The sequence below is a fragment of the Streptomyces sp. NPDC006372 genome, from assembly GCF_040612515.1.
Taxonomy (GTDB): Bacteria; Actinomycetota; Actinomycetes; order Streptomycetales; family Streptomycetaceae; genus Streptomyces.
The window spans coordinates 1-12020 of the sequence record NZ_JBEXQJ010000043.1; the positions used below are offsets into that span (position 1 = coordinate 1).

Below are 12020 nucleotides of genomic sequence, written 5' to 3' on the forward strand. Positions count from 1 at the left end.
AGACCAAGGCCGGGGCCGAGACCTACACCTACGACCTGGCCGGACAGATCTCCGCGGCCACCGTCGACAGCACCGCCTACACGTACGAGCACCCCCGCGACCCCGCCTCCCTGCCCGCGCCCCCGGCGCGGTACCGGCCGGGCCCGGACACCGACCTGACCGGACTGCGGATCGGCGTGCCTCGCACCTACTACTTCGACCGTGTCGACCCGGAGGTGGAGGCCGCCGTCCGGCGCGCCATCGGGCAGCTCGAGGCCCTCGGTGCCCGCCTCGTCGACGTCGAGATCCCCATGACCCGCTACGTCCAGGCCACCCAGTGGGGCCTGATGGTGCCCGAGGCCACCGCCTACCACGAGAACACCCTGCGCACGGTCCCCGAGCTCTACCAGGACGACGTCCGGATCCTCCTCGAGGCCGGTGAACTGATGCCCGCCGGGGACTATCTGCGCGCCCAGCGCTCCCGCACCCTCATGCGGCAGGAATGGGAGCGCGTGCTGCGGGACGTCGACCTCATCGCCGCACCCGCCGTTCCGGCCACCGCGGTCGAGGCCGGCCAGGAGACGATCACCTGGCCCGACGGCACCGTCGAGACCGTCGCCGACGCCTTTGTGCGGCTCTCCGCCCCCGCCAACATCACCGGCCTGCCCGCCCTGTCCGTACCGGCCGGCCACGACACGGCGGGCCTGCCGATCGGCATGCAGCTCCTCGGGAAGCCGCTCGGAGAGAGCCTGCTCCTGCGGGTCGGCCACGCCTACGAACAGACCCGGCCCGCCCGTGGGCTCGCGCCCGCACCGGCGACCACGGTGACTCGTTAGACGCAACGATTTCGCTTTAAGGTGGGCGTCATGAGCAGGCAGATGGTGCGCCCCGGCGGGCGCAGCGCCCGTGTCCAGGCGTCGGTGCACGCCGCCGTGCGCGAACTCGCCTCCGAGGTCGGCCGGGACGCCCTGACCGTGCCGATGATCGCCCAGCGCGCGGGCGTGACACCGTCGACGGTCTACCGCCGCTGGGGAGACCTCCAGGAACTGCTGTCGGACGTGGCGGTGGAGCGGCTGCGGCCCGACACCGCACCCCGGGACCACGGCACCCTGGCGTCCGACCTGACGGCATGGGCCGAGCAGTTCCTCGACGAGATGTCCTCGCCCACCGGCCGCGCCTACATCCGCGACGCCCTGCTCGGTGACCCGGACGGCGGCAACGCCGGCCGGTGCTCGGCCTACGCCGCCGAGCAGATCGGTACCGTCCTGGCCCGGGCGACCGGGCGCGGGGAGCCGGCACCCGACGTCGAAACGGTCATCGACCAGGTCGTCGCCCCCATGATGTACCGCATCCTCTTCCGCCCGGACGGCCTCGACGCCGCCTACGCCCACCGGCTCGTGGCAGGGGTCCTTGCCCCGGCCGGCCCGGCTAGTCGGTGAGGGGCTTCACCCAGCGCCGCCACTGCTCCTCGGGTCCGTAACCCGCGGCACCCCACGCGTGGTGCGCGGTCTCGTTGCGTGTCAGCACCATCGCGTCCGCGCGCCGCCCGCCGAGCCGCACGAACCGCTCCTCGGCCGCGGCGAGCAGCGCGGAGCCGATTCCCCGGCGGCGGAGGTCCGGATGCACGGCCAGCCGGTACAGATGGCAGCGCCAGCCGTCGAAGCCCGCGATCACCGTGCCGGCCAAGTCGCCGTCCCGCTCCGCCAGGATCAGCGCCTCGGGGTCGCGCGCGACCAGCCGCTCCACGCCGCCGCGGTCGTCGCTGATGCTCGTGCCCTCGGCGGCCACCTTCCAGAAGGCCAGCACGGTGTCGAGGTCCTCGGGCGTCGCGGCCCGGATGTGCAACTCGGTCATGCGGTGATCACACCACGTGCCACGGGCAGGGGCGCACCATTCCAGGATGCGGACGTCAGAGTCCGCGCACCCGCTCCATGACCGGCGCGAACGCCTCCATGTAGGGCTCCAGCACCGTGAAGTACGTGAAGCCGTAGCGCTCGCGCCGGGCGAGGACCTGCTCCGTGATCTCGTCCAGGGTGCCGAGCAGGGTGACGGGCAGCTCCAGGACCTGATCGACCGTCATGTCCGGGACCAGTTCGAGGAACGGCTGGACGGCGGCCTCGCGGTCCTCGGTGCCGATCACCATCTGGATGAGCAGGTTCAGCTCGGGCGGCTCCTCCCGGTGCCCCGCGAACTCCAGCAGCCGCGCCACGCGTTGGTCCAGCTCGTCCGCCGAGATCGGCGTCAGCTGCCCGGTCGTGCTGTCCGGCGCCGTACGCGCCCCCGTGAACGACGCGATGTCGGCGTGCTCGGCGCTCAGCCGCAGTACGCGGTCGCCGTTCCCGCCGATCAGCAGCGGCACCCGGGGCCGCTGCGTGGCCTGCGGCTGGTGCTCCTTCGAGCCCAGCAGACGCTCCAGTTCCTCGACCGTCCGCCGCAGATGGTCCACCCGCTCGCCCGGCGAGCCGAACGGCAGCCCGGCCGTCTCGTGTTCCTCCCGGACGTAGCCGGTGCCGAGCCCGAGCTCCAGGCGGCCGCCCGTCAGCGCGTCCGTCGTGGCCACCTCGCGGGCCAGCAGTGCCGGGTTCCAGAAAGCCGCGTTGAGGGTGAAGGTGCCGACCCGCGGACGATCGGTCGCCTCGGCTGCCGCCACGAGCGCCGGGAACGGCGCGGGCATGCCCAGATGGTCGGGGACGAGGATCACGTCGTAACCGAGCTCCTCGGCCCGGCGGCACTTCGCGCGCCACTCGTCGGCGGACGTGGATTCCAGCAGGTTGACCGCGAAGCGGAACGGACGCGACATGAACTCTCCTCACACACCAGCGGACTCGAGTACCCGTCGCGATTCCATCATTCGTGCGCGATGGCCGCCAGTACGTTCATACGGGACGCACGCAACGCCGGCAGCAGCGCCGCCACGACCCCCACCACCGCCGAGCCGATCACCACCGCGACGATCGTGCCCCACGGGATCGCGAGGGCCGTCATGCCCTGGAGTGCCAGCACCTGCTGCATGCACACGCCCCACACCAGTCCCAGCGCGAGCCCCAGGACCGCTCCGAACACCGCGATCACCACCGACTCCAGCCGGATCATCCGCCGCAGCTGACGCCGCGCCAGCCCGATCGCCCGCAGCAGCCCGATCTCCCGGGTGCGTTCGACGACCGACAGTGCGAGGGTGTTGACCACGCCGAGCACCGCGATGATGATCGCCAGCCCCAGCAGCGCGTACACGAGGTACAGCAGGACGGCGATCTGGTCATGGACCAGCCGCTTGTAGTCGGCCAGGTCCCGCACCTGCACCTGGGGGTACGGGTCCAGGGTCTTCTCGAGACCGGCGCGCAGGTCGTCGTCGCTCGTGCCGGGCGAGGCGTTGACGTACAGCGCGGCGTCCTGACCGCCCGGCGCGTACCGTTCGAGGGTGGCGAGCCCGAAGTAGAGCCCGCCCTGCGTGCCGAAGCCCTCGGCGGCGTCCTGGTCGGTGAGGGCGCCGACCGTCAGCCCGGCCCGGCGTCCGCCCTGGAACTCCACCGGGACCCTGCTGCCCACCCGTACGCCGTGGTCCCGTGCGAAGTCCCGGTCCATGGCGAGGTGTCCGGCAGCGAGCGCGGCCGCCGAGTCCCCGCGCGCGTAGGTGATGTTGGCGACCTCGTCGAGCCGCGGATCGTAGCCCGCGGCGGTCGTCTCCACCCGGTCGCCGTCCGGGAGCCGCACCGCGACCGGTGTGAACCGTCCGCGCACGACCAGGCCCACGCCGTCGGTGTCCCGCACCGCGTCGGTGATCTCCCGCGGGAACGGCAGGAAGTTGCCGTTCTGGATCACGAAGTCGGCGCCGAGCGTCTTGTCGATCTGCTGGTCGAACGACCTGTTCATCGAGGCGCTCGCCACCGACATCCCGGCGACCAGGGCGATGCCCACCATCAGGGCGGCCGCGGTGGCCCCCGTCCGGCGGGGATTGCGCAGGGCGTTGCGCTGGCTCATCCGGCCGATGGACCCGAACAGCGCGGGAAAGGCCGAGCCGAGCACCCGGATCACCGGGCGCACCAGCAGCGGCCCGGCGATCACGGTCGCGATCAGGGTGAGCACGACACCGAGCCCCAGCAGGGACGCCGCCGACGAGGTCCGCTCGGACACCGCGCAGCCCACGAGCGCCGCCGCACCGGCCGCCCCGACCACCGCGCCCGCCACCGCGCGCATCCGCAGCGGCCGGCCGACCCCGGCGACCTCGGCGTCCGAGAGCGCGGCCATCGGGGAGACGCCCGCGGCCCGCCGCGCCGGCAGATACGCGGCGACGAAGGTGACACCGAGACCGACGACGTACGCCGCCAGGGGCGTCGCCCAGCCGATCACCATCTCGTCGGCGTCGATGTTCATGCCGAGCAGGCCCATCAGCTCGGTGAGCCCGGCCGCGAGCCCGATGCCCGCGGCCAGCCCCAGCGTGGAGCCGACCAGACCGAGCAGCAGCGCCTCGGTGAGCACCGAGTCGCGGACCTGGCGCCGGTCGGCGCCGAGCGCACGCAGCAGGCCCAGCTCGCGGGTGCGCTGGGCGATGAGCATGGAGAAGGTGTTGACGATCAGGAACACGCCCACCAGCACGGCGACCCCGGCGAAACCGACCATCACATATTTGATGACGTCGAGGAACCCGCCGAGCTGCTCGACGTCCGACTCGGCCTGCTCGCCGGCCGTCCGGAAGTCGTAGCTGTGCGCGCCGAGCGCGGCGGCCACGCGCCGCTTGAGCTGCCCGTCGCCGACCCCGTCGGCGGCGTCGGCCTCGATGCTGGTCGCCGCCCGCGGGTCGCCCAGCAGCTTCGTCCGCGCGGTGGGGACGTCGAAGAAGACCCGGGCGGAGCCGGGGTTGGTGGTGGTGAACGTGACGATGCCGACGACCCGGACCCGGAACGACCCGGGCGGTGCGATCACGGTGAGGGTGTCGCCGATGCGCACGTTCCGGCGGTCGGCGGTCTCCGAGTCGAGCAGCGCCTGGGCGGGACCGTGCGGTGCGTGGCCCGAGGTCAGCTCGACGGGGCTGCGCCCGCCCGGGTCCCAGGAGTTGCCCAGTGTCGGGGCCCCGGTGGTCGGTCCGACCGGTTTCCTGTCCTTGTCGACGACCGTGATGCCGGTCACCTTCACCTCGGCGCGGGCCGCGGCGACCCCGTCGACCCTCCGTACCCGGTCGGCGAGCGCGGCGGGCAGGGTCGCCGTCCGGCCGGAGGGCACCGCCTCGTCGAGGCCGTCCTTCGGGCTGACCGTGACATCGGCCGCGGTGGAGGCGAACAGCCGGTCGAAGGTACGGCTGACGGTGTCGGAGAAGATCAGGCTCCCCGTGACGAACGCGACGGACAGCAGGACGGCGAGCGCCGAGAGCAGCAGCCGCCCCTTGTGCGCCAGAAAGCTCCTCAGGGTCGCCTTGAGCACGGTGTCAGTGCTCCTGGCCCGGCGCCGGGGCGTCCTCGTGCCGGGTGCGGATGACATCGAAACGCTTCATGCGTTCCAGTACCGCCTCCGCCGTCGGCCGTGGCATCTCGTCGACGATCCGGCCGTCGCCCAGGAAGAGCACCAGGTCGGAGTGGGCGGCGGCGCCCGGGTCGTGGGTGACCATGACGACTGTCTGACCGAGCTGGTCCACCGCCTCGCGCAGAAAGCCGAGCACCTCCAGGCCGGCGCGCGAGTCGAGGTTGCCGGTCGGCTCGTCCGCGAAGATCAGCTCGGGCCGCGAGGCCAGCGCCCGCGCACACGCCACGCGCTGCTGCTGGCCCCCCGAGAGCTGCGACGGCCGGTGCCGGAGCCGGTCCCGCAGACCCAGGGTGTCGATGACCTGGTCCAGCCACCCCGCGTCGGGCCGGTGCCCCGCGATGTCCATGGGCAGGGTGATGTTCTCCAGTGCGTTCAGGGTCGGGATGAGGTTGAACGACTGGAACATGAACCCGATCCGGTCCCGGCGCAGCCGCGTCAGCTCGCGTTCCTTCAATCCCGTGATCTCCGTGTCGCCGAGCCACACCTGACCGGCCGAGACGGTGTCGAGCCCCGCCAGGCAGTGCATGAGCGTGGACTTCCCGGAGCCCGAGGGCCCCATCACCGCGGTGAACCGGCCGCGCGTGACGTCCACGTCCACCGAGTCGAGGGCCAGGACGGCCGTCTCGCCCGAACCGTACGCCTTGGTCAGACCGCGGGCGCGGGCCGCGATCCCGTCGGCCGGCGCGAGGCCGGGGGCATGCTCCGCAGCGGGTGTGGACAAGGCCGCCTCCTCAGGATGGACGTCAGGAACGTCAGGACTCCTCGCCCTGCCCGAGCGTAATGTGACCCGGCCCACACTCGGTATCCTCCGCGGGTCGGAGTCCTGGTCTTGCCGGTGCTAGCACTCACGCGCTAGCTTCGAGGTATGGCGAAGACCCAGCTGAACGTGCGAGTCGACGAGGGCACCGCCCGAGCCGCCCGCGAACGCGCCCTGGCCCGCGGCATGAGCGTCAACCGCTACATCGAGGAGCTGGTCAGGCAGGACACCGGCGAGGTGGGCCACACCTTCGTGGAGGCCGCCGCCGACTTCATGAAGCAGTACGAGTCGGTCTTCGCCGAGGAATTCGGCCCGGACCGCGAGGGCACGCGCGAAGGTCGCCACTGAACTCTTGAACAACCTCGAGATCGACCTCGCCTGGCTGCTGATGCTCGCCGAGCAGAAGACCCCGGGAGACCCCCAGGTCACCGACTGGGGAGCCCTCGTCGCCGCCGTCGCACGCCACCAGGCCGAGATATTCGACGTCCCCGTCTACGACAGCCCGCACGCCCGCGCCGCCGCCCTGCTCCAGCTCCTGATCCACGTCCCCGCGCTGGAACGCTCCAACGCCCTGTTCGCCTCCGCCGTCGCCTACGCCTACCTCGTCGCCAGCGGCGCCAAGGTCGTCACCTCGCCCGAGCAGGTCCGTGACCTCGCCCGGCTGGTCAAGAGCGGCGAGGCGTCGGTGCGGGACATCGAGCAGGAGCTGCGCCAGTGGAGCCTGTGACCGCCTGACTACGTCTCGAGCGGGCGCCACGCCGTGCCCAGCACGCAGTACGAGCTGGGCAGGACCGGCCCCTGCTCCGGCATCAGCACCCGCCGGTAGGGGCCGAGTTCGAAGCCGGCGTCGCGCAGCGCCCGTACGGGCTCCCGCGACAGATGGCAGCCGCCGGCCAGCATCGGCCAGACGGTCCTGTCCAGGGCCCGCTGACTGAAGGTCATCATCCGGCCGCCGCCCCGCCCGTGCTCGAAGAACCGCAGCTCACCGCCCGGCCGCAGCACCCGCCGCAGCTCTCCGAGCGCCCGGGGCACGTCCCGCACACTGCACAGCACCAGGGACAGCACGGCCCCGTCGAAGGCCTCGCCCTTGACCGGCAGCGCCTCGGCCGCGCCCGGCACCACGTCCACCGGGACCTCCGCGCGCAGGGCGGCCTCCACGGCCAGCTGCCGCAGCCGCCGCTCGGGTTCGATGGCCACGACCTCCGAGACGGTGCCCGGGTAGTGCCCGAAGTTCAGCCCGTTGCCCGCGCCGACCTCGATCACCCGCCCGGACAGCCCGCCGAGCAGTCTCTCGCGCACCCGGCCCATGCCCATCCGGGTCTCGGCGCTCACACTCACCCGGGCGTAGCAACGGGCGAACAGCGGATGGTGCACGGCATCCCGGGGCACCTTGCCGGAACGGAGCGGCATGGGAACCTCCCTGTCGAGGCGGGCCTACCGCGATTGTCCCCCGGACGGGCCCGGCCCACCCCTGCCACCTGCTCAGGCCCTAGCCGAGCTCCGCCGCGAGCAGCGCGGCCGTCTCGGCCACCAGCGGGTCGTCGGTGGGGGCGTCCTCCTCCGGCTGGGTGGTCAGGACGGACATCACGATCGGCGGGCCGTCCGGCGGCCAGGTGATGCCCACGTCGTTGTTGGTGCCGTACCGTCCTCCGCCGGTCTTGTCGGCGAGCAGCCAGTCGGCGGGCAGGCCCTTGCGGAACCTGTCGACGCTGGTCGTGTTGCGGAGCAGCCAGTCCGTGAGCCGGGCGCGGTCCCGGGGTTCCAGCGCGTCGCCGAGCACGAGACGGGCGTAGGTCAGGCCGATGGCGCGGGGCGTGGTCGTGTCCGTCACACGCCACGGTTCCGCGGAGTTGAGTTCGTCCTCCCAGCGGTCGAGCCGGGTGACACGGTCACCGACCGAGCGGCAGAAGCGCGTGACGGCGGTCGGCCCGCCCAGCTCCTTCAGGAGCAGGTTGCCCGCGGTGTTGTCGCTGAAGCGGATGGTGGCGTCGCACAGTTCGGCCACGGTCATGCCGGTCGCGACGTTGACCTCGGTGACGGGGGAGTAGCCCGACTCTTCGACGTAGTCCTTGGTGTAGTGGATGCGCCGGGCCAGGAACTCGCCGTCGCGGTCGAGGTCGCGCAGGACGGCGGCAACGGCGAGCGTCTTGAACACCGAGGCCATCGGGAAGCGTTCGCCGGCCCGGTACGCCACCGTCCGGCCCGTGCGCAGGTTCCGCGCGTACACGCCCAGCCGGGCGGTGTGCTCCTGCTCGATCTCCCTCAGTCGCGCGGTGACGCCGCCGTTGCCGGGTGACGCGAAGGCCGTGCCGCCGCCCGCTGCGAGAGCGGCGGCCGTGCCCAGCACGAGGGCGGTACGGCGGGACGGACGTAATCCGTTGGTGTGCACAGTGGTCCCTTCGGAGGTGATCACTTACGTAGTTCAACACGCGACCACACCCGCGCCGGTTGCACCGCGCGCCTGCCGGGACTCTCAGGACACCCGCGGCGCCTGGAACGCCGCCGCGTCCCACGTACCGTCCAGGCGCGGCGCCAGCCAGTGCGGTGCCGCCGTCCGGAAGGCGGCCGGGTCGAGACGCCCCGAACCGGCAGGGACGGCGCCCAGCAGCGGCGCTCCCGCCACGTCCGGCAGGTCCGCGAGATTGCAGCGCGCGGCGAGATCCGGGGCGGCGGGCCAGCTCCCGATCACGACGCCCGCGAGGTCCAGCCCCCGGGAGCGCAGTTCACGCGCCGTCAGCTCCGTCGTGTTCAGGGTGCCGAGCCCCGCCGGTGCCACCACCAGCACCGGGGCCGACAGCAGCCCGGCCGCGTCCGCCAGGGTGCCGCCGGCCGCGTCGAACCGCACGAGCAGTCCGCCCGCGCCCTCGACCAGCACCAGGTCGTGCTCGGTGGACAGTTTGGCGGCGGCCTCCGCGACCTCGTGCGGATGCACCGGGGCGCGACCGGCCCGGCGGGCGGCCGTCGCCGGCGCCAACGGCTCCGGGTACCGCGCGAGTTCGGCCGTCGTCACGTCGCCCGCGAGCCGCGCCACCTCGGCGGCGTCCCCCGGCTCGTCCGGCCGCACGCCCGTCTGCGCGGCCTTCAGCACGGCCACCGAACGGCCGGCCGCCCGTGCCGTCGCCGCGACGGCGGCGGTCACGACCGTCTTGCCGACCTCCGTGCCCGTGCCCGTGATCACCAGTACCGGCATGTCATCCCTCCCGTGCCGCCGCGCACACCGCACGCGCGATCCGCGCCACGTCCGCGTCGCCCGTCACGTACGGCGGCATGGTGTAGATCAGATCGCGGAACGGCCGCAGCCACACGCCCTCGCGTACGGCAGCCTCCATGGCCGCCTTCATGTCCACGGCGTGGTCCAGCTGCACGACGCCGATGGCGCCGAGCACCCGCACGTCCTTGACGCCCGGGAGCTCGGCGGCCGCCGCGAGTCCGTCCCGCAGCCCCGCCTCGATCCGCTTGACCTCCGCGAGCCAGTCCTGGCCGAGCAGCAGCTCGATGGAGGCGCACGCCACCGCCGCCGCCAGTGGATTGCCCATGAAGGTCGGCCCGTGCGCGAGCACGGGCACCTCGCCGCGCGAGATGCCGTCGGCCACGCGCGGGGTGCACAGCGTCGCGGCCATCGTCAGATAACCGCCGGTCAGCGCCTTGCCGACGCACATCACGTCCGGGGTCACGGCGGCGTGCTCCGCCGCGAACAGCGCGCCCGTACGGCCGAAGCCGGTCGCGATCTCGTCGAACACCAGCAGCACGTCATGCGCGTCGCACGCCTCGCGCAGCACCCGCAGACAGGCGGGGGAGTGGAACCGCATCCCGCCCGCGCCCTGCACCACCGGCTCGACGATCACGGCGGCCAGCTCGTCGGCGTGCCGCGCGATCAGCGTGCGCAGGTGCTCGGCGTACACCTCGTCGTACTCGGCCGGCGGCGGGTCCGCGAACACCTGGCGCTGGAGCACCCCGGCCCACAACTCGTGCATCCCGCCCTCGGGATCGCACACCGACATCGGCTGCCAGGTGTCGCCGTGGTAGCCGCCGCGCCAGGTCAGCAGCCGTTGTTTGCCGGGGCGGCCCAGCGAGCGCCAGTACTGCAGGCACATCTTGACCGCGACCTCGACCGACACCGATCCGGAGTCGGCCAGGAACACATGCTCAAGCCCCTCGGGCGACATGTCGACAAGGAGCTTCGCCAGCCGTACGGCGGGCTCGTGGGTGAGCCCGCCGAACATCACATGGCTCATCCGCCCCAGCTGCCCGCGCGCCGCCTCGTTCAGCGCCGGGTGGTTGTAGCCGTGGATCGCCGACCACCAGGACGACATGCCGTCGACCAGCTCACCCGAGCCGTCCGCGAGCTTCAGCCGCACCCCGCTCGCCGACTCCACGACCAGCGGTTCCTGCCGGCCGGGCATCGGGCCGTACGGATGCCACACATGCCGCCGGTCGAGCTCCAGCAGCTCGGGCACCGTCAGCTCAGGCATTGGGCGCGAGGTCCGTTCCGGCGCCCCGGCGGCGCACGGCGACCAGATCCGTACGGGGCTCGGCGGCCTCGCGCGGCTCGGAGACCTGCGCCGCGGCGTCGGCTCCGCACCCGCCGCCCTCGGAACCGCACACTCCGCCGCCGTCGTGGCACCCGCCTGCGGCCCGGTGCTCCGGCAGCGTCACCTGGTCGGTGCCCTCCACCTCGAACCCGGCGTCCGCGATCATCTCCAGGTCGGCCTTGCCGGCCTGGCCCTCACTGGTGAGGTAGTCGCCGAGGAAGATCGAGTTGGCCAGGTGCAGGGCGAGCGGCTGCAGGGTGCGCAGATGGACCTCGCGCCCGCCCGCGATCCGCACCTCGACGTCCGGGCAGACGAACCGCGTCATCGCCAGGATCCTGAGGCACCGCTGCGGAGTCAGGTTCCACTCCTTGGCGAGCGGGGTGCCCTCGAACGGGATCAGGAAGTTGACCGGCACCGAGTCCGGGTCCAGCTCACGCAGCGAGAAGACGACGTCCACCAGGTCCTCGTCCGTCTCGCCCATGCCGGCGATCAGCCCGGAGCAGGCGGACAGACCCGCCGCGTGCGCCTTGTTGACGGTGTCGACGCGGTCGGCGTACGTGTGCGTCGTGGTGATGTCGCCGTACGTCGCCTCGGAGGTGTTGAGGTTGTGGTTGTAGGCGTCGGCGCCCGCCTCGCGCAGCCGCTCGGCCTGCCCGTCGGAGAGCAGCCCGAGGCAGGCGCACACCTCGACGCCCTCGTTCTTCTCCTTGATCGTCCTGATCGTGTCGGAGACCCGGTCCACGTCCCGGTCGGTCGGGCCACGCCCGCTGGCCACCAGACACACCCGCTTGGCGCCCCCGGCCACACCCGCCGCCGCGGCGTCCGAGGCCTGGTCGGGTTTGAGCCACGTGTACTTCAGGATCCCGGCCTCGGAGCCCAGCCGCTGGGAACAGTAGGAGCAGTCCTCCGGGCACAGGCCCGACTTCAGGTTGACGAGATAGTTGAGTTTCACCCGTCGGCCGAACCAGTGCCGGCGCACCTTCCCGGCCGCGGCCACCACATCGAGCAGGTCGTCGTCGGACGTCGCGAGGACGGCGAGTGCCTCTTCGCGGGTCGGCGTCTCGCGCCGAAGCCCCTTGTCCACCAGCGTGTTCAGCAGGTCCATGAGAGTCGATCCTGGCCTACGGAGCCGTCCCGGGCCAAGGAGAGTTCGTACAACAGAGTCGCTTCGAGGTGTGGGTATTGCCACACAGTGACCTGCTGGTGGTCCCGCTAGTGTCTGTGCACTGCCTACAAAT

Annotated in this window: 13 protein-coding genes; 4 read left to right on the forward strand and 9 right to left on the reverse strand. The window is 72.5% G+C overall.

The window, feature by feature from the left end:
• A partial coding sequence (locus ABZ016_RS37700) for an amidase family protein (protein ID WP_356921259.1) occupies positions 1-815 on the forward strand: 815 nt, incomplete at its 5' end.
• Positions 816-845: 30 nt separating this feature from the next.
• Positions 846-1418, forward strand: coding sequence for a TetR/AcrR family transcriptional regulator (locus ABZ016_RS37705; RefSeq protein ID WP_356921260.1), 573 nt, complete (start codon positions 846-848; stop codon positions 1416-1418).
• Here the strand turns inward: ABZ016_RS37705 and ABZ016_RS37710 are convergent.
• Genes ABZ016_RS37710 through ABZ016_RS37725 form a run of 4 tightly spaced genes read right to left on the reverse strand, consistent with a single transcriptional unit; the run spans position 1408 to position 6214 of the window.
• Positions 1408-1833 (reverse strand): GNAT family N-acetyltransferase, encoded by a 426-nt coding sequence (locus ABZ016_RS37710; protein ID WP_356921261.1) that lies wholly within the window; start codon positions 1831-1833, stop codon positions 1408-1410. The genes ABZ016_RS37705 and ABZ016_RS37710 overlap by 11 nt on opposite strands.
• A 55-nt stretch (positions 1834-1888) precedes the next feature.
• Positions 1889-2779: an LLM class F420-dependent oxidoreductase gene (locus ABZ016_RS37715; protein WP_356921262.1), complete on the reverse strand. Its 891-nt coding sequence runs from the start codon at positions 2777-2779 to the stop codon at positions 1889-1891.
• 47 nt (positions 2780-2826) lie between these two features.
• Entirely contained in the window at positions 2827-5394 is a 2568-nt protein-coding gene (locus tag ABZ016_RS37720) for an FtsX-like permease family protein (RefSeq protein ID WP_356921263.1), read from the reverse strand.
• Between the two features lie 4 nt (positions 5395-5398).
• Positions 5399-6214, reverse strand: coding sequence for an ABC transporter ATP-binding protein (locus ABZ016_RS37725; protein WP_356921264.1), 816 nt, complete (start codon positions 6212-6214; stop codon positions 5399-5401).
• A gap of 144 nt (positions 6215-6358) precedes the next feature.
• On the opposite strand from ABZ016_RS37725, the gene ABZ016_RS37730 reads away from it, so the two are divergent.
• Positions 6359-6598, forward strand: a complete 240-nt coding sequence (locus tag ABZ016_RS37730) for a hypothetical protein (RefSeq protein ID WP_003988727.1) — start codon at positions 6359-6361, stop codon at positions 6596-6598.
• A gap of 4 nt (positions 6599-6602) precedes the next feature.
• Complete coding sequence (locus ABZ016_RS37735; protein WP_356921265.1) at positions 6603-6977, forward strand: fic family toxin-antitoxin system, toxin component; 375 nt, start codon at positions 6603-6605, stop codon at positions 6975-6977.
• A gap of 8 nt (positions 6978-6985) precedes the next feature.
• Here ABZ016_RS37735 and ABZ016_RS37740 read toward each other — a convergent pair whose 3' ends face one another.
• The 5 genes from ABZ016_RS37740 to bioB form a co-directional block, all read right to left on the reverse strand.
• Positions 6986-7660 (reverse strand): class I SAM-dependent methyltransferase, encoded by a 675-nt coding sequence (locus tag ABZ016_RS37740; RefSeq protein ID WP_356921266.1) that lies wholly within the window; start codon positions 7658-7660, stop codon positions 6986-6988.
• 79 nt (positions 7661-7739) lie between these two features.
• A complete protein-coding gene (gene bla, locus ABZ016_RS37745) occupies positions 7740-8639 on the reverse strand; it encodes a class A beta-lactamase (RefSeq protein WP_356921267.1) in 900 nt (299 codons plus the stop codon).
• Positions 8640-8723: 84 nt separating this feature from the next.
• A complete protein-coding gene (gene bioD / locus ABZ016_RS37750) occupies positions 8724-9440 on the reverse strand; it encodes a dethiobiotin synthase (protein WP_356921268.1) in 717 nt (238 codons plus the stop codon).
• A 1-nt stretch (position 9441) separates the two neighbouring features.
• Entirely contained in the window at positions 9442-10722 is a 1281-nt protein-coding gene (locus ABZ016_RS37755) for an adenosylmethionine--8-amino-7-oxononanoate transaminase (protein WP_356921269.1), read from the reverse strand.
• Positions 10715-11887, reverse strand: coding sequence for a biotin synthase BioB (bioB, locus tag ABZ016_RS37760; protein WP_356921270.1), 1173 nt, complete (start codon positions 11885-11887; stop codon positions 10715-10717). The genes ABZ016_RS37755 and bioB overlap by 8 nt, the downstream gene beginning before the upstream one ends.
• Positions 11888-12020: the final 133 nt, after the last annotated feature.